15 protein-coding genes are annotated in these 18,503 nt (G+C 62.7%); 7 read left to right on the forward strand and 8 right to left on the reverse strand.

Going from position 1 to position 18,503, the window contains the following annotated elements; translation table 11 throughout:
• Window position 1: 1 nt before the first annotated feature.
• The 8 genes from BLT00_RS11940 to edd all read right to left on the reverse strand — a co-directional run bounded on the left by BLT00_RS11940 (window position 2) and on the right by edd (window position 10,022).
• Window positions 2-847 (reverse strand): carbohydrate ABC transporter permease, encoded by an 846-nt coding sequence (locus BLT00_RS11940; protein ID WP_003198539.1) that lies wholly within the window; start codon window positions 845-847, stop codon window positions 2-4.
• The gene (locus BLT00_RS11945; RefSeq protein ID WP_003198535.1) at window positions 840-1,748 is read right to left on the reverse strand and encodes a carbohydrate ABC transporter permease; all 909 of its coding nucleotides are present in this window, start codon (window positions 1,746-1,748) and stop codon (window positions 840-842) included. Before BLT00_RS11945 ends, BLT00_RS11940 begins: the two co-directional genes overlap by 8 nt.
• A gap of 228 nt (window positions 1,749-1,976) precedes the next feature.
• Window positions 1,977-3,278 (reverse strand): ABC transporter substrate-binding protein, encoded by a 1,302-nt coding sequence (locus BLT00_RS11950; RefSeq protein WP_092144242.1) that lies wholly within the window; start codon window positions 3,276-3,278, stop codon window positions 1,977-1,979.
• Window positions 3,279-3,394: 116 nt separating this feature from the next.
• Complete coding sequence (locus BLT00_RS11955) at window positions 3,395-4,654, reverse strand: D-mannose isomerase (protein WP_092144240.1); 1,260 nt, start codon at window positions 4,652-4,654, stop codon at window positions 3,395-3,397.
• 210 nt (window positions 4,655-4,864) lie between these two features.
• Entirely contained in the window at window positions 4,865-6,334 is a 1,470-nt protein-coding gene (locus BLT00_RS11960; protein WP_092144238.1) for an ATP-binding protein, read from the reverse strand.
• A complete protein-coding gene (locus BLT00_RS11965) occupies window positions 6,324-7,055 on the reverse strand; it encodes a response regulator (RefSeq protein WP_003184616.1) in 732 nt (243 codons plus the stop codon). The genes BLT00_RS11960 and BLT00_RS11965 overlap by 11 nt, the downstream gene beginning before the upstream one ends.
• 184 nt (window positions 7,056-7,239) lie before the next feature.
• A complete protein-coding gene (locus BLT00_RS11970; protein ID WP_092144235.1) occupies window positions 7,240-8,199 on the reverse strand; it encodes a glucokinase in 960 nt (319 codons plus the stop codon).
• Complete coding sequence (gene edd, locus BLT00_RS11975) at window positions 8,196-10,022, reverse strand: phosphogluconate dehydratase (RefSeq protein WP_063322641.1); 1,827 nt, start codon at window positions 10,020-10,022, stop codon at window positions 8,196-8,198. The genes BLT00_RS11970 and edd overlap by 4 nt, the downstream gene beginning before the upstream one ends.
• Before the next feature lie 218 nt (window positions 10,023-10,240).
• Here edd and gap point away from each other — a divergent pair, with 218 nt between their 5' ends.
• The 7 genes from gap (at window position 10,241) to BLT00_RS12010 (ending at window position 18,456) form a co-directional block, all read left to right on the forward strand.
• Window positions 10,241-11,242, forward strand: coding sequence for a type I glyceraldehyde-3-phosphate dehydrogenase (gap, locus tag BLT00_RS11980; RefSeq protein ID WP_092144233.1), 1,002 nt, complete (start codon window positions 10,241-10,243; stop codon window positions 11,240-11,242).
• A gap of 247 nt (window positions 11,243-11,489) precedes the next feature.
• Window positions 11,490-12,011 (forward strand): RNA polymerase sigma factor, encoded by a 522-nt coding sequence (locus tag BLT00_RS11985; RefSeq protein ID WP_063322642.1) that lies wholly within the window; start codon window positions 11,490-11,492, stop codon window positions 12,009-12,011.
• Between the two features lie 99 nt (window positions 12,012-12,110).
• Complete coding sequence (locus BLT00_RS11990) at window positions 12,111-13,073, forward strand: FecR family protein (protein WP_092144231.1); 963 nt, start codon at window positions 12,111-12,113, stop codon at window positions 13,071-13,073.
• 119 nt (window positions 13,074-13,192) lie between these two features.
• Complete coding sequence (locus BLT00_RS11995) at window positions 13,193-15,787, forward strand: TonB-dependent receptor (protein WP_092144229.1); 2,595 nt, start codon at window positions 13,193-13,195, stop codon at window positions 15,785-15,787.
• 140 nt (window positions 15,788-15,927) lie between these two features.
• Entirely contained in the window at window positions 15,928-16,518 is a 591-nt protein-coding gene (locus BLT00_RS12000) for a biliverdin-producing heme oxygenase (protein ID WP_092144227.1), read from the forward strand.
• A 116-nt stretch (window positions 16,519-16,634) separates the two neighbouring features.
• Entirely contained in the window at window positions 16,635-17,075 is a 441-nt protein-coding gene (locus BLT00_RS12005; RefSeq protein WP_092144225.1) for a YbaN family protein, read from the forward strand.
• Window positions 17,076-17,109: 34 nt separating this feature from the next.
• Window positions 17,110-18,456: a CoA transferase gene (locus tag BLT00_RS12010; protein WP_092144223.1), complete on the forward strand. Its 1,347-nt coding sequence runs from the start codon at window positions 17,110-17,112 to the stop codon at window positions 18,454-18,456.
• Window positions 18,457-18,503 lie beyond the last annotated feature (47 nt).

Genomic DNA, 18,503 nt, shown 5'->3' on the forward strand with positions numbered 1-18,503 from the left:
ATTACCCCTTGACTGCGCCGGCCGTCAGGCCGCGCACGAAATACTTGCCTGCGACCACATAGACCAGCAGGGTCGGCAGCCCGGCGATCATCGCCGCCGCCATGTCCACGTTGTATTCCTTGGCCCCGGTACTGGTGTTGACCAAGTTGTTCAGCGCTACCGTGATGGGTTGCGAATCACCGCTGGAGAACACCACGCCGAACAGGAAGTCGTTCCAGATCTGCGTGAACTGCCAGATCAGGCAGACCATGATGATCGGGGTGGACATTGGCAGGATGATCCGCCGGAAAATGGTGAAGAACCCCGCACCGTCCAACCGCGCAGCCTTGACCAGCGCGTCGGGAATGCTGACGTAGTAGTTGCGGAAGAACAGCGTGGTGAATGCCAGGCCGTAGACCACATGCACGAACACCAGGCCCGTGGTGGTGCTGGCCAGGCCCATCTTGCCGAGGGTGAACGAGGCCGGCAGCAGGACGGTCTGGAACGGCAGGAAGCACCCGAACAGCAACAGACCGAAGAACAACTGCGAACCGCGAAAACGCCACATCGACAACACGTAGCCGTTCAAGGCACCGATGGCGGTGGAGATCAGCACCGCCGGGACGGTGATCTTGATCGAGTTCCAGAAGTAGCCGTCCACCGTGGCCCAGGCCTTGACCCAGCCGATGCCGCTGACCACGGTCGGCCAGCTCAGCAGGTTGCCGGTGCTGATGTCTTCCGGCGTCTTGAAGCTGGTCAACAGCATGACCACCAACGGCACCAGGTAAAGCAATACGGCGAGGATCAGCACCGCGTAGATGGCGATGCGACTCAGGCTGATGGAAGGTTTGGCAGCGAGACTAGTCATGACGCTTGGTCCTCAGCTCGGAGTACAGGTAAGGCACGATGATTGCGAGGATCGCACCGAGCATCAGGATTGCACTGGCCGAGCCCATGCCCATCTGGCCGCGACTGAAGGTGAAGGAGTACATGAACATCGCTGGCAGGTCGGAGGAATAACCCGGGCCACCGGCCGTCATCGCGGCCACCAGGTCGAAGCTCTTGATCGCGATATGCGCCAGGATCATCACGGCACTGAAGAACACCGGGCGCAGGCTCGGTAGCACCACTTTCCAGTAGATGCGCGGCATGCTCGCGCCATCGATCTGCGCGGCACGGATGATCGATTGATCGACACCCCGCAGGCCGGCCAGGAACATCGCCATGATGAAGCCCGAGGCCTGCCACACCGCAGCGATCACCAGGCAGTACACCACGCGATCCGGGTCGATCAGCCAATCCAGGCGGAAGCCTTCCCAACCCCAGTCACGCAACAATTTGTCCAGGCCCATGCCCGGGTTGAGCAACCATTTCCAGGCTGTACCGGTGACGATCATCGAGAGCGCCATCGGGTACAGGTAAATCGTGCGGATAAAACCTTCGCGACGAATGCGCTGGTCAAGGAACACCGCCAGCAACACGCCGATCACCAGGGTGATACCGATGAACAGGCCGCCGAACAATGCCAGGTTCTTGCTCGCCACCCACCAGCGATCGTTGTCCATCAGCCGGGCATATTGCGCCAGGCCTGCCCATTTGTAGTTCGGCAGGAACGTCGAAGTGGTGAACGACAGGACGAACGTCCACAAGATATAGCCATAGAAGCCCACCAGGACGATGAACATGCTCGGCGCCAGCACCAGTTTCGGGAGCCAACGCTGCAATGCATCGAACGGCGAGGCCTTGCTGAACACAGCAACAGAACTCATGGGAAGATCCAAAACAAGGTTACAAGGGCATCCCTTTGTGGGAGCGAGCTCTGTGGCGAGGGGATTTATCCCCGATCGGCTGCGAAGCAGCCGCAAAGCCATTGCATGCGGTGTTTCTGACACTCCGCCATTGCGACTTTTCGGGGCCGCTGCGCGACCCATCGGGGCGGTGCGACGTTTCGCTAAATCCCCTCACCACAAAAGCTCCCACAAGGGAAGCGGCGCTAATTACTTCGCAGACTGAACCGCAGCGCCGAGTTTCTTGGCGGCATCGGCCGGGTCGGCTTTCGGGTCGTTGATGTAGTTGGTCACCACGTCAAAGAACGCACCCTGTACCGCCAACGTGGTCGCCATGTTGTGCGCCATGCTCGGTTGCAGGCCGCCAGACTTGGCGTCCGTCAGGAAGTCCTTGGCCGCGGTCTGGGCGCAGGAATCGAAACCGTACTTGGCCATGTCGGCCAGCATGTCGTTACGAACCGGGATCGAGCCTTTGTTGATGCTGAAGACTTTCTGGAAGTTCTCGCCCAACACGACCTTGGCGATATCCTGCTGACCGGCCGCAGTGCCTTTGTCTTTCTGCTTGAACACCGCCAGGGAGTCGATGTTGTAGGTGAAGGCCTTGTCGGTGCCCGGGAAGGCCACGCACTCGTAGTCCTTGCCGGCGACTTTCTTCGCCGCGGTCCACTCGCTCTTGGCCCAGTCACCCATGATCTGCATGCCGGCCTTGCCGTTGATGACCTTGGCCGCTTCCAGGTTCCAGTCCTGGCCTTTGCCGTCGGCGTCCATGTAGGTCGCGACTTTCTTCAGCTCGGTCAGCGCCTTGATCATTTCCGGACCGGTCAGGGCCTCATCGTCCAGGTCGACCAGGGCCTTTTTGTAGCCATCGGCGCCCATGACCGAGAGCACCACGGCTTCGAATACGGTGCTGTCCTGCCAAGGCTGGCCACCGTGGGCGAGCGGAATAAAGCCCGCGGCCTTGAGCTTGTCTCCGGCTGCGTAGAACTCTTCGAGGGTGGTTGGGTTCTTGGTGATGCCGGCTTTCTTGAAGACTTCCGGGTTGATCCACAGCCAGTTGACGCGGTGGATGTTCACCGGCACGGCGACGTAGTCACCGTCGTACTTCACGGTATCGGAGACTTTCTTGTCGAGCAGGCTGTCCCACTTCTCGGCCTTGGCAACATCTTTCAGGATGTCGGTGTCGAGCAGCCCGGTGGACGCCCATTCCTGGATGTCCGGGCCCTTGATCTGGGCGACGCCAGGCGGGTTACCAGCCACGGCACGGCTCTTGAGCACGGTCATGGCAGTGGAACCGCCACCACCGGCGACAGCGCCGTCCTTCCAGGTAAAGCCGTCTTTTTCTACCTGGGCCTTGAGCACATCGACCGCGGCTTTTTCACCACCCGACGTCCACCAGTGGACGACTTCCACGGAACCTTTGGATTCGGCGGCAAGGGTGCTGACAGGGAAGGCTGCGACGGGAAGCAGGGAAGCAAGAGAAATGACAGTAGCGAGGCGAGAAATCGCATTCATCTAGAATTACCTTTCTTGTTGTTATGCATGCAAGTCTGGTGCTTGCGCTGCATGGATTCTAATCAGAGGGAATCCCTTCGCAGGTAACGAAGGGACGTGCAAATGTCACGACATGGTTACACAGGCGAAGGACTGGATAACCGCGCCAGGGCTGACGCCATGCTCGGTGCCAAGGGCAGGCGCGGAATCAACACCGCCTGCCAGGCGTGATACAGGTCCGGCTTGCCTGGCCAGATGTCGGCGCTGGGGCGGTTTTGCGGATCGAGTTCGTGATGCCAGCTGCCGTTGCAGCGGTCGATGAAATGTTTGTCACAGAACTCCCAGAAGCGCCGGTACCAGGCTTCGTACTTCGCCTCGTCGGTGCGCTTGAGCAAGGCGCTGGCAGCGGCCGCCGCTTCGGCGTGGACCCAATGCAGTCGATGGCGAACCACCGCGCGGTTGTCCCAATCCAGGGTGTAGACAATGCCCGGCGCACCGTCGACGCCCCAACCGTGGCGGCAGTTCTGATCGAAGAGTTTTTGTGCGTCCTGGGCCAGCCAACCCGGGGTCAGCATGCCGATCTGGACGCGCGCCGCCTCAAGGTGCAGCAGCAGTCGCGCCCATTCGAAACCGTGGCCAGGGGTGGTGCCGTAGGGACGGAAACCATCGGCAGGATTGTCCTGGTTATATTCGCGCAGCGGCTGCCAGTGGCGATCGAAATGCTCCACCACCAGGTAGTCGTTGGCGGCGGCATGGCCGTGGATCACCCGTTCGACGATGTGCAGGGCGCGAGCCAGCCAGCGCGGGTCGTCGGTGGCATCGGCCAGGGCCAGGAACGCTTCGGTGGCGTGCATGTTGCTGTTGGCGCCGCGATAGGCCTCTTCCTCAGTCCAGTCGCGGTTGAAGGATTCGCGCAGTGCCCCCTCTTCTTCGCTCCAGAAATGCTCATCGATGATTCGCACCGCTTCGTCCAGCAATGCCGCAGCGCCGGGCCGCTGGGCCACCACCGCGGAACTGGCCGCCAGGGCAACGAATGCATGCAAGTAGGCCGCCTTGCCCGCGCCATCTTCATCAGGCCGTGTCGTGGCAAACCAGCCACCGTGCTCGGCGTCGCGCAAGGGGCCGCTCAACGCCTGGACACCGTGATCCACCAGCTCGGCAAACCCCGGCAGCCCCTGGATGTGGGCCATGGCAAAGCTGTGGGTCATGCGCGCGGTGTTCATGGTTTCGGCCCGTGCATTGGCCGGCAGGCGCCCCAGCTCGTCCAGGTTGCCAAAGCCGTCCGGCAGCTTCGATGCCTTGGCGAACGCCAGCAGCCGCAAGCCTTCGTCGGCAAGCCATTGCTGGTGGGCAGGGGCGTTCAGCCAACTGCTGAAGGCCGGTTGGAAGGTGTCCATTGGGTGGTACCTTTTTTGTTGTTTTGACGCAGGGAGTCTAAACAAGGGATGAGGAGTGGCAGGTAACGAAAGGCGCGAGTTATGTCACCGACTTGTGACATTGATGATCGTTCCCCCCGCGTGGGAATGCCGCCCGGGACGCTCTGCATCCCCTTTAAAGCCGAACGCAGAGCGTCCGTTGAGGCATCCCCACGCAGAGCGTGGGAACGATCAGTCAGTTGAACGAGGCAATTGCAGGGTCACCCGCAACCCCCCTTCACGCAGGTTCTGCAGGCTCACTTCGCCGCCATGGCTGTGGGCGATATTGCGGGCGATGCCCAGGCCCAAGCCATAGCCCTGCTGTTGCCCGGCCAGGCGAAAGTGCGGTTCGAAGACTTGCTCCAGGCGCTGTTCCGGCACGCCGGGGCCTTCATCGTCGACGTGCAGGATGAAGGCGGTTTCATCGTCATCGATGTGCAGGTGGGCGTTCTGTCCGTATTTCAAGGCATTGTCGATCAGGTTGCCGATGCAGCGCTTGAGCGCCAGTGGCTTGCCCGGATACGGCGCCAGCGCCCGGCCATCCTGGGTCACCCGACCGTTGCCGTTGGGCGCCAGGTAAGGTTCGACCAGGCAATCGAGCACATGATTGAGGTCCACCGGTTCGATGTTTTCGTGGATGTCGGTGTCCTTGACGCATTGCAGCGCGCCTTTGACCAACAACTCCAACTCATCCAGGTCACGACCAAACTTGGCCTGCAGGTTTTCGTCTTCCAACAGCTCGACCCGCAAGCGCAAGCGGGTGATCGGTGTGCGCAAGTCGTGGGAAATCGCGCTGAATAACTGGCTGCGTTCGGTCAGGTAACGGCTGATGCGTTCGCGCATGGCATTGAACGCCCGCCCCACTTCCACCACTTCGCTGCCGCCGCCCTCGGCCACCGGCTCCACTTCGGCACCCAGGGACATGTCCCGCGCGGCCCGGGCCAAACGCTTGAGCGGTCGGCTCTGCCAGTGCACCAGCAAGCCGATGAACAGCAATAACAAGCTGCTGGTAAGCACGATGAAACCCACCTGTTGCGTAGGCAGGTCCTGCTCTTCGAGGCTGGTGTAAGGTTCGGGCAGCAGCGAGGCGATGTACAACCACTCCCCCGGCGCCATCTGGATCTGCGTGACCAGCACCGGCGGGTTCACCGGTTCCAGGGTCAAGGCGTAGTGAGCCCACGAACGGGGCAGTTCATCGAGTTTGAGCCCAGCGTTGAAAATTCGCAGGTCGTCGGGGCTGACAAAATTCACCGATATGTCGGCGTTACTGCCCAACGACCGGCGCAACACATCGTCCACCGCCTTGAGCACCGCCAGTTTGCGCGGCGTGATCGGCAACACGTCCATGCCCAGGGGCTTGTCGTTGAGCGTGACGACAAATCGCGTACCGCCCATGCTGCGCAACTGATCCAGCACCAGCGGCCGGTAAGCCACCGGCAGCGAACGCAAATAACTGACGCTGGCGGTCATCGAATGGGCCAGGCTGCGGGCACTGGTGACCAGGCCTTCGAGCTGGGTGGCGCGCAACTGCGAGACCCAGATCAGGCTGGACAAGGTCTGGGCGAACAGCACCACCAGCAAGGTCAGCAGCAGCATCCGTCCCAGCAGCGAGCGCGGTACCGGCACCCGTCGGGCGACTTTTTTGATCCAGTCAATGACCATTGCTGGCAACCACACTGGCCGCCAGCTGATAACCGCTGCCACGCACCGTGCGAATCAGCCGCGGCGGCTTATCGGTGTCACGCAAGCGCTGACGCAGACGACTGACCGCCATGTCGACGATCCGGTCCAGGGGCATCAGCTCACGGCCACGGGTCGCATTGCCGATGGTGTCGCGGTCGAGGATTTCCTGGGGATGATCGAGAAACAGCTTGAGCAGGGCGAAGTCGGCGCCGGAGAGAATCACTTCTTCACCGTCGGTGTGGAACAGCCGATGGCTGACCATGTCCAGCCGCCATTCATCGAAGGCCAGCACTTCACCGCCGGAGCGTTCCTGGCCGAATTGCGCCCGGCGCAGCAGTGCCTTGATGCGCGCCTGCAATTCACGCGGGCTGAAAGGCTTGCCCAGGTAATCATCGGCGCCCAGCTCAAGACCGATGACCCGGTCGGCTTCGTCGGAACTGGCGGTGAGCATGATGATGGGCACATGAGCCTGGCGTGGGTGTTGGCGAACCCAGCGGCATAGGCTGAAGCCGTCTTCATCGGGCAGCATCACATCGAGGATCACCAGGTCGCTCGGCGCATCGTTCAGCGCCTGGCGAAACCCGGCGCCATCAGGCGTGGTCCGCACCTGGAACCCCGCACGGCTGAGGTAGGTGTCCAGCAGTTCGCGAATTTCCTGGTCGTCGTCGACCAACAAAATCGATTTGTTTACTGAACTCACGGGCCTCGTCCTTGTTGTTTGGATTGGGGCGATTATGCCTGATGGACAAGGCCTACAAATACACTGCAAAAACTCTGTGGGAGCGGGCTTGCTCGCGATAGCGGTGCAACAGCCAACCTCAATGGCGACTGACACTCCGTCATCGCGAGCAAGCTCGCTCCCACAGTACAGTACCTACCGAACCTTAAGCGGCGGCGGATTGCTCCAACGCCACACCCGCCCCCATCAGGCCGGGGTACGGCGCGGTCACCAGCCAGACCGGAATGCCCTTGAAGTAATCGCTCATGCAGCCCTTGTCGGCGAAGCAACGGGCGAAACCGCTTTCGAGGAAGAAATCGGCAAACCGCGGGACCACGCCACCGACGATGTAGACACCGCCGCGCCCGCCCAACGTCAACACATTGTTGCCGGCCACGCGCCCCAGCCAGCGGCAGAACTGCTCGAGCACTTCCAGGGCAATGGGGTCGCCAGCCAGGCCGGCGGCGGTGATGGATTCGGGGGTGTCAAGCACCGGCACATGGCCGTCCACCGCGCAAATGGCCCGGTACACCCGAGGCAAACCGCTGCCGCTCAGGGCGGTTTCGGCGCTGACGTGACCGATCTCGTTGTAGATGTGCTGCCACAGTTGGGTTTCCCGCGGGCTGCTCAGGGGCAGGTCGACATGGCCGCCCTCCCCCGGCAACGCGGCGAAACGGCCTTCGCCCAAGTCCAGCAACGTACCAACGCCCAGCCCGGTACCCGGGCCGATCACCACTGCCGGGCGCAACGGCTCCGGAGTGCCTTCGCATACGACCCGGTACTCATCGGGACGCAAGCAAGTCATGCCCAGGGCCATGGCCGAGAAATCGTTGACCAGCAACAGCTTCTCCACCTGCAAGGTCTGGCAGAACGCCAGGTTGCTCAGGCGCCAGTGATTGTTGGTAAAGCGAAACTCATCGCCGCTCACGGGACCGGCCACCGACAGGCACACCGAACCGATGGCGCCCGGTTTCAGGCCCAGGCCACTCAGGTACACCTGGATGGCATCTTCCGGGCAGGCATAATCCGCTGTTGCCAGCACCTGGATGTTTTCCAGGGCGTGGTTTTTCCACAGCGCAAAGCGTGCGTTGGTCCCACCGATGTCACCGACCAAAGCCAGTTTCAATTAAGCGTCTCCAGGGCAGAAGTGAAGGCGCTGGCGCCCTGCTCCGCCGAGCTGAAGGCCATGCGCATGAAACCGAACAGCTCGCGGCCGGTGCCGATGTTGTTGCCCAACAGGCCCTTGGCCGGCGTGCGCGCGGCGAATTCCTCGGCGTCCACCTTCAATTCCAAGGTGCCTTTGACGCCATCGACGCGGATGATATCGCCCTCCTGCACCCGGGCCAACGCACCACCGACATAAGCTTCGGGGCTGACATGAATGGCCGCCGGGATTTTCCCCGACGCACCGGACATGCGCCCGTCGGTCACCAGCGCCACTTTGAAGCCACGGTCCTGCAATACGCCGAGGAACGGCGTCATCTTGTGCAGCTCGGGCATGCCGTTGGAGCGCGGGCCCTGGAAGCGCATCACCGCGACGAAGTCTTTCTCCAGCAGGCCGGCCTTGAATGCATCAGCCAGGTCCTGCTGATCCTGGAAGACCATGGCCGGGGCTTCGACGACCTGGTTTTCCAGGGCCACAGCCGAGACCTTCATCACGCCACGGCCCAGGTTGCCTTCCATCACCCGCAGGCCGCCTTCCGGCGAGAACGCGCGGGCCACCGGGCGCAGGATGTTTTCGTCGAGGCTTTCGATCGGGCCGTCGCGCCACACTAGCTCGCCGTCCTCGAGGAACGGCTCCTGGGTGTAACGGCTCAGGCCGTGACCGAGCACGGTGTTGACGTTTTCGTGGAGCAAACCGGCTTCCAGCAATTCACGGATCAGGAACGACATGCCGCCCGCCGCCTGGAAGTGGTTGATGTCGGCCTTGCCGTTCGGGTAGACATGACTCAGGGTCGGCACCACCTCGGAGAGGTCGGCCATGTCCTGCCAGGTCAGCTGGATACCCGCCGCCATGGCGATGGCCGGCATGTGCAGGGTGTGGTTGGTAGAGCCGCCGGTGGCGTGCAGCGCAACGATGGAGTTGACCAGCGAGCGTTCGTCGACGATCTCGCCGATGGGCATGAAGTTGCCGCTCTGCTTGGTCATGCGCGTGACCTGGAACGCCGCTTCACGGGTCAGGGCATCGCGCAGTGGAGTGTTCGGGTTGACGAACGAGGCGCCCGGCAAATGCAGGCCCATCACTTCCATCAGCAACTGGTTGGTATTGGCCGTGCCGTAGAAGGTGCAGGTGCCCGGGCTGTGGTAGGACTTCATCTCCGATTCCAGCAGCTCTTCGCGGGTGGCCTTGCCTTCGGCGTAGCGCTGGCGAACGTCGGCTTTTTCCTTGTTGGAGATTCCGGACACCATCGGTCCGCCGGGTACAAAGATCGTCGGCAAGTGACCGAAGCGCAGCGCGCCCATCATCAGGCCCGGGACGATCTTGTCGCAGATACCGAGCATCAGCGCGCCATCGAACATGTTGTGGGACAACGCCACCGCCGTGGACAGCGCGATCACTTCGCGACTCGGCAGGCTCAGTTCCATCCCCGCCTCGCCCTGGGTCACGCCGTCGCACATCGCTGGCGTGCCACCGGCGAACTGGCCGACCGAGCCGATCTCGCGCAGGGCTTTCTTGATCTGTTCCGGGAAGGTTTCGTAAGGCTGGTGGGCCGAGAGCATGTCGTTATAGGAAGACACGATGGCGATGTTGGCGGCGTTCATCATCCGCAGGTGATGCTTGTCTTCGGTGCCGCAACCGGCCACGCCGTGGGCGAAGTTGGCGCATTGCAGCTTGCCGCGCGTCGGCCCGTCGCTGGCTGCACCACGGATCAATGCAAGGTAAGCCTGACGCGTGGCGCGGCTGCGGGCGATAAGCCGTTCGGTGACCTCAAGGACGCGGGGATGCATGTGTAGAACTCCAGGCTAACGGGTGTGGCGACCTGATTGTCTATGCTGGTCAAAAGCCCCCTGGCGTTGGGCGACAGGCGGTTTATTGACCATTCGGACCAGTTGATTCAGGTCACTCGTTGTAGATAAAACAAAATATTGCCACTAAAAAGGCTTGTTTTCTATTTTTATGCGAATAATCTTGTAATTCCAACAACAAATCGATGGCGGCGCCGTTAATGACTCTTCGAATCGCAATCAATGGTTTTGGCCGCATCGGCCGCAACGTTCTTCGTGCACTGTGTACCCAAGGCTATCGTCGCGACCTGCAGATCGTCGCCATCAATGACCTGGGCGACAGTGCGATCAACGCTCATCTGCTCAAGTTCGACACGGTCCACGGCACCTTCGATGCCGACGTGCAACACGATCACGAAAGCCTGACGGTCAATGGCGACCGCATCTCGGTCAGCGCCATCCGCAACCCGGCCGAACTGCCTTGGGCCGCTGAAAAAATCGACGTCGTGTTCGAATGCACCGGCCTGTTCACCGACCGTGCCAAGGCAGCCGCGCATATCAGCGCCGGCGCCCGCAAGGTGATCATCTCGGCCCCGGCCAAGGGCGCCGACGCCACCGTGGTGTATGGCGTGAACCACGACATCCTGCGCCAGTCCCACCAGATCATCTCCAACGCTTCGTGCACCACCAACTGCCTGGCCCCGGTGGCCCAGGTGCTGCACCGTGAGCTGGGCATCGAAAGCGGCCTGATGACCACCATCCATGCCTACACCAACGACCAGAACCTGACCGACGTCTACCACAGCGATCCGTACCGCGCCCGCTCGGCCACCCAGAACATGATCCCGAGCAAGACCGGCGCCGCCGAAGCGGTGGGCCTGGTGCTGCCGGAACTGGCAGGCAAGCTGACCGGCATGGCGGTGCGCGTACCGGTGATCAACGTGTCCCTGGTGGACCTGACCGTGCAACTCAAGCGCGAAGCGTCGGCCGAAGAAGTCAACGAACTGCTGCGCCACGCCAGCCAGCATTCGAAGATCCTCGGCTACAACACCCTGCCGCTGGTCTCCAGCGATTTCAACCACAACCCGCTGTCGTCGATCTTCGACGCCAACCACACCAAGGCCAGCGGCAAGCTGCTCAAGGTGCTGGCCTGGTATGACAACGAATGGGGCTTCTCCAACCGTATGCTGGATAACTGCCTGGCGTTGTGTAACGCCGAGTAACTCATTGCTGGCCAATGTGGAGCGGGCCTGTAAGAGCAAACCTTGGGAGCAGGCCTGTGGGAGCAAAGCCTGCTCGCGATGACACCGTCGCATGCAGCACCTGTGCAGGCTTTGAGAACGCTATCGCGAGCAAGCTTTGCTCCCACAGGTTGCGCTCCCCGCATGGCTTGGCGTGATGAAATGAAGGCTTGACCCGCAACGTAGATGATAAGCATTATCATCAACTCGAACCGGATCGGGCCCTACCGTGAGTCAATCGCGCTTTCATCACGTTTTCCTCGCCCAACGCACACCGCTGCTGCGCACTCTCGAGCGCATGGTCAGCAACCCCAGTACCGCCGAAGACCTGCTCCAGGAAACCTACCTGCGTGTCACCCGTGCATTGGCCGAACGCACGGTCGAGCACCTCGAACCCTTTGTTTTCCAGACCGCCCGCAACCTGGCGCTGGACCATCTGCGTGCCCGGCGCATCCAGTCGCGGACCTTGCTGGATGACGTACCGCCGGAAGTCGTCCACAACGTCGTCGCCCCCCAGAGCAGTGCCGAGGACGCCGCCCATGCCCAGCAACTGCTCGAGCGCCTGAACGTCAGCCTCCAGGCCCTGAGTTCGCGACAACAGCAGATCTTCATTCTCAGCCGCCTGCATGGCCACAGTTACCAGCAGATCGCCGAACGCCTGGGCGTCTCCCTGAGCACCGTGCAAAAGGAACTGAAACTGATCATGGCGATCTGTGTGGGTGTGGCTGAACGTAGCCACGGCGAGCAGTGACCCGCCCCCACGCGCCAGGCCATAAGCTGCGTACACGCTTGCCACTTGCTGCGTACAGCTTGTAGCTTGAGCCCATGCCGCTAATACCGAGACCCCACTGTGACGGACAATCTCCGCTCTGCCGAGCCCACTGCGACGCCGGAAACCGCCCATGCCATGGAGCAGGCGCTGGACTGGCTGATCCTGCTGGACACCCCCAGTGAGGAACAGACGCGGCAGTTCCACGCCTGGCTGGCGGCCGATCCGCGCCACGGCGAGGCGTTCGCCCGAGCCCAGGCGATCTGGAACGGCCCGCAGGTGATGGAAAGTGCCCGCCAGCTTGAAGCCGCGCCCAAGGTTACCGCGCTGTCGCGCCTGCGCGCCCACTGGAAACCCCTGGCCACTGCCGCCGTGCTGTTTCTCGGTCTGTTCAACTTCAGCGACCTGCCCCTGCGCCTGCAGGCCGACCACCTGACCGTGGTCGGTGAGCGCCAGCGCCTACAGTTGGAGGACGGCTCCAAGGTCTTGCTCAACACCGATTCGGCCTTCTCCAGCACGTTCAACGAGCAGCGACATGTGGCGCGCCTGTACAAGGGCGAGGCGTTTTTCGAAGTCCCGGGCAACCGTAACCTGCCGCTGGAAATCGATGCCGGCCCGGTCATGGCCAGCGTCAGCGACACCGCGTTCGCCGTGCGCTACCTCGACGGCGTGGCCCAGGTCCAGGTGCAGCGTGGCGACGTGGACCTGCGGGCCACCCGCAACGACACCCATGTGCGGCTGTCGGCTGGCGAAAGCATCCGCATCGGCCCCAACGGCTTCGACCGCCCGGCCCGGCTCGATGCCAACACCGACCTGGCCTGGGTCCAGGGTCGGCTGGTGTTCGAAAACCGGCCCCTGAGCCAGGTACTGGCCGAGCTGCGACGCTATTACCCCGGCTGGATCATCAACAGTAACGAACAATTGGCCAACGTGGCTGTGACCGGCAACTACCGCCTAGACCAGCCGCTGGACGTGGTCCGTTCGCTGGCCCATATCACCTCGGCGCGGCTTCAGGAGTTCCCGGCGCTGGTGATCCTGAACTAAATGAGAATTATTTTTACTCGATAGGCTCCGCTGATTCGTCTCGTTATAGCCAATGCAATTGATTCGCATCCAACGATGTGGATCTGCACCTATAACAGATGCGACACGGAGCGCTATCGATGTCCTCTCGCCTTACTTGCCGGTTTCTTGCCCCCTCTTGCACGCTGTCACTGCTCACCGCCGCCCTCCTGATGGCCGGCACAGCGCCGCTCGCCCTGGCCGCCACCGCCGTGCAACCCGCTGCACGCAACATGGGCGACTACACCTTTGCCATCGCCCGGCAGCCCCTGGTTTCGGCCCTGAATGCATTCACTGCGGTCACCGGCTGGCAAATCGGGATGCCCGCGGAACTGGCCGCAGGCGTCGCCTCGCCAGGGGTGAACGGCTCGCTGTCACCTGAAAAAGCCCTGGAGCGCCTGTTGGTGGGGACCCACCTGAGCTACCGCAAGCTGGGCGACAACAGCATCGTCCTGGAAAAACGCAGTGCCGGCGGCGCGCTGGAGTTGCAACAAGTAACCATCAGCGCCACCCGCCAGGAACAGGACATCACCAGCGTACCGAGCACGGTCACGGTCCACGACCGCCAGGAACTGGATCGCAACAACGTCAATACCCTCAAGGATCTGGTGCGCTATGAACCAGGCGTATCGGTGGGCGGCGCGGGCCAGCGCGGCGATATCAGCGGCTACAACATCCGCGGCATCGACGGCAACCGGATCCTGACCCAGGTCGACGGCGTGGAAATTCCCGGCGGCTTCTTCAATGGCCCCTACGCCAAGACCCAGCGCAACTACGTCGACCCGGAAATCATCAAGCGCGCGGAAATCCTGCGCGGTCCGGCCTCGGTGTTGTACGGCAGCAATGCCATCGGCGGTGCCGTCAGCTACTTCACCCTGGATCCGGACGACATCATCAAGCCAGGCGAGGATGTTGGCGCCCGCCTGAAGACCGGCTACAGCTCCGCCGACGAGAGCTGGCTCAAGTCCGCCACCGTCGCTGGCCGTAGCGGGCAGTTCGACGGCCTGTTGCACTACAGCCAGCGCGACGGTCATGAAACCGAATCCTACGGCAACCACAACGGCACCGGCCTGGACCGCACCGCGGCCAACCCCCAAGACGTGCGCGCCAACAACGTGCTGGCCAAGCTCGGCTGGAACTACAGCGATGACGCACGCCTTGGCCTGGTCTACGAGAAGTACAAGGACGACCGCGACAGCGACCTGAAAAGCGCCTACGGCGGCCCCTACGCCAACGGCCAGCCGGCGATCCCCGACTTTGTACTGCCCGGCGGCATGTACCAGTGGCGCACCGGCAACGACACCATCAGCCGCGAGCGTTTCGGCCTGGAACACAGCTTCGCCCTCGACAGCCTGCTGGCCGATCACATGAAGTGGAGCCTGAATCACCAGGTCGCCAAGACCGACCAGAGCACCGCCGAATTCTACTTCCCCATCACCCGCCAGGTCCTGCGCACCCGGGAGACCCTCTATGAAGAGAAACAGTGGGTCTTCGACGCGCAACTGGAAAAGGCCTTCAGCGTCGCCGACACCGATCACGCGCTGACTTACGGCACCACCCTCAAGCAACAGAAAGTCACCGGCTCGCGCAGCGGCAATGGTGTGTGCCTGGCGGTTGGCGTCGGTTGCTCCGCGGTAGGCGCCATCAGCACCCGGGACGTGTTGGCAAAAGCCAGCGACTTCCCGGACCCGACCATCAACACCTACAGCCTGTTCGCCCAGGACCAGATCAGTTGGGAGCGCTGGACCTTCATGCCAGGCCTGCGCTACGACTACACCCGGCTCAAGCCGCACCTGACCGAGGAATTCCTCAACACCGTGGACCCTACCGGCGGCGGTACAGTCAGCGGCAAGAACAAGACCTGGCATCGCGTCTCACCGAAGTTCGGCCTGACCTACGCCCTGAGCGATGAGTACACCTGGTACGGCCAGTACGCCGAAGGTTTCCGCACCCCGACCGCCAAGGCCCTGTACGGTCGTTTCGAGAACACCGACGCCGGCTATAGCGTAGAACCCAACCCCGATCTGGAACCGGAAAAAAGCAAGAGCTACGAGACCGGCCTGCGCGGCCGTTTCGATTCCGGCTCGTTCGACGTGGCGGTGTTCTACAACAAGTACCGCGACTTCATCAACGAAGACGCCATCACCCCTGGCGCCGATCAGTTGACCTTCCGGAGCAACAACATCAAGCACGCCACCATCAAGGGTGCCGAGGCCAGGGGACGCTTGGAGCTGGAGGTGTTTGGCGCACCGAAGGGCTTGTACACCCAAGGCTCGGTGGCCTACGCGTACGGTCGCAACAACGACACGGGCGAGCCGCTCAACAGCATCAACCCGCTGACCGGAGTGTTCGGCCTGGGCTACGACCAAGACCGCTACGGCACTTTGCTCAGTTGGACTTTGGTCAAGAAAAAGGACCGGGTCGACGACAGCAACTTCAACTCGCCTGATGGCGTGAGCAGCCAGTTCAAGACACCAGGCTTCGGCATCCTCGACCTGAGCGGTTTCTACAAGGTGACCGACGACGTCACCGTCAGTGGCGGCCTCTACAACCTCACAGACAAGAAGTACTGGCTGTGGGACGACGTGCGCGGCTACGACAGCGTCGGCGAAGCGGCGGTATTGAGCCCCGCCAACCTCGATCGTCTGACGGCGCCGGGGCGTAACTTCGCGGTGAACCTGATCTGGGATATCTGACCCAGGCCCAAGGATTTCCCCTGTGGCGAGGGAGCTCGCTCCCGCTGGGCTGCGCAGCAGGCCCATTTTTGTGAGTGCTTCGCACTCAAGCGGGAGCAAGCTCCCTCGCCACACAATGTGCTCACTCAAAGGACTTTTTCATGAATACCCTGCGCCCCACTTCACGCTCCCAACGCCTGAACCAGATCACCCACGAGCCTCACAGCAAGCTCGACGCCCTGGTCAAGGCCCACGCCCCGTTCGAAACCCCGGCCAGCTTCGCCCGTTTCGTCGTTGCCCAGTACTTGTTCCAGTCGGAACTGGTGGCGCTGTACAACGACGCCGAACTGTCCGCCCTGATTCCCGACCTCCCGGCCCGATGCAGGGCGGAAGCGGCCAAGGCGGATCTGGCAGACCTGGACACCGAAATCCCTGCGCCAGTGGCCGGTGCGGTGAAAAAACCGACCCGGGCCGAAGCCCTGGGCTGGCTGTTCGTCTCCGAAGGCTCCAAGCTCGGCGCCGCGTTCTTGATCAAGCGTGCCGAGGGCCTGGGGTTGAGCGAGACCTTCGGCGCCCGGCACCTGGCAGAACCTGCCGGTGGGCGCGCCGAAGGCTGGAAAACCTTCACCCGCACCCTCGACAGCCTGGCCTTTACCGAACAGCAGGAAGCCGAGGCGGACAAAGGTGCGCTGGATGCGTTCAACCGGTTTACGGTGTTGCTGGAACAAGCTTATGCAGCCGACCTGGCCTGACTCATACAGCTCCCGCAGGAGATTTAGGGTGGATGCCTATCTTCAGCCCCCCAGAAACCAGTGTGGGAGCGGGCTTGCTCGCTCCCACAGAGATTGTGCATGACTGAAAAACGCTGATGAACCGCCCCTCGAAACTCACCCAACTGCTCTTCGCCCTGCTCGCCTACGCTAGCCTGGGCATTGGCCTGGTCGCCATCGTCGTGCCTGGCCTGCCGACGACCGAGTTCATCCTGCTGGCCGCCTGGGCCGCGACCCGCAGTTCGCCGCGCCTGAGCGCCTGGCTGGAGAACCATCGTCTGTTCGGGCCGATTCTGCACAACTGGCGCAACGGCAAGGTTATCCCGCGCCGGGCCAAGGTCGGTGCCACTACCAGCATGCTGCTCTGCGCAGGCTTGATGCTGGTGCTGCTCGACCACGCCTGGCCGCTTTACCTCGCGCTCGCCGGCATGGGCCTGGGCAATCTGTGGATCTGGTCGCGCCCGGAACAGGCACGGGGCTCTTGTGGCGAGGGAGCTTGCTCCCGCTGGGCCGCAAAGCGGCCCCCAACGGATTTTTGATCTATGATCGCCCTCTCGTACTGGAGGGCTTTCGATGTCAGATCTGCTCACGTCCATGCAAACCGCACTCGACTTGCCCACGACCCCGATCACCTTCGCTGGCGATGGCGCGCTGCCCTCGGCCTTCGCCGTCACGGAGCTGGCCAGCGCCAGCATCGCCGTGGCCGGCCAGGCGACCGCCGAACTCATCCAGCAACAAACCACTCGCCTGCCACCTGTCGAGGTCGACCGACGCCTGGCGTCGTTCTGGTTCTCCACCTCCCTGCGCCCCATCGGCTGGAGCGTGCCGCCGATGTGGGACCCGGTGGCCGGCGACTACGCCAGCGCCGACGGCTGGATTCGCCTGCACACCAACGCACCGCATCATCGCCTTGCGGCGGAAAAAGTCCTCGGCACCTGCACCGACCGCGCCGACATGGCGGCCAGGGTGGCCCGATGGAACAAGGCCGAGCTGGAACAGGCCGTGGTCGACGCAGGCGGTTGTGCCGCCGAGATGCGTTCATGGCAAGCGTGGCAGGCCCATCCCCAAGGGCTGGCGGTGAACGCCGAGCCGCTGGTGCACCTGAGTGAAACGACTGGAGAGCGGCGCAAACCCTGGCTCGGCTCCGTGACCCAGCCACTGGCGGGCCTCAAGGTGCTGGATTTGACCCGCGTGCTGGCCGGCCCCGTCGCCAGCCGCTTCCTCGCCGGCCTGGGGGCCGACGTGCTGCGCATCGACCCGCCGACCTGGAACGAACCCGGCGTGGTGCCGGAAGTCACCCTGGGCAAACGCTGCGCCCGCCTCGACCTGCATCGGGCCGATGATCGCGCGGCATTCGAGGCACTGCTCAAGGACACCGACATCCTTTTGCACGGCTACCGTGCCGACGCCCTGGAACGCCTGGGCTACGGCGCCGAGCAGCGCCGGCAGATGGCCCCGGGCCTGATCGACGTCAGCCTCAATGCCTATGGCTGGAGCGGCCCGTGGCAGAACCGGCGCGGCTTCGACAGCCTGGTGCAAATGAGCAGCGGCATTGCCGAAGCCGCCATGGGCTGGAAACACACCGACAAACCGACACCGCTGCCGGTGCAGGCGCTGGATCATGGCACCGGCTATCTGCTGGCGGCCAGCGCCCTGGTGCTGTTGTCCCGGCGCCTGGCAAGCGGTCAGGGCGGCTCGGCACGCCTGTCACTGGCACGCACGGCGAAGCTGTTGATCGAACGTGGCGCAGGGGATTCGACCCTATTGCGAGCCGAGGCTGAGGATGATCAGGGCCTGGTGGTCGAACAGACGCCATGGGGACCGGCCCATCGCTTGCACGTGCCCTTGAAAATCACTGGGACGCCGCTGCAATGGACCTTGCCAGCGGCGGAACTGGGCGCGCATCGGGCACGGTGGTGACGCTCACTACCGGTTAAAAAATGCCCTTTGTGGCGAGGGAGCTTGCT

The organism is Pseudomonas sp. NFACC51 (genome assembly GCF_900103575.1).
Taxonomy (GTDB): Bacteria; Pseudomonadota; Gammaproteobacteria; order Pseudomonadales; family Pseudomonadaceae; genus Aquipseudomonas; species Aquipseudomonas fluorescens_Q.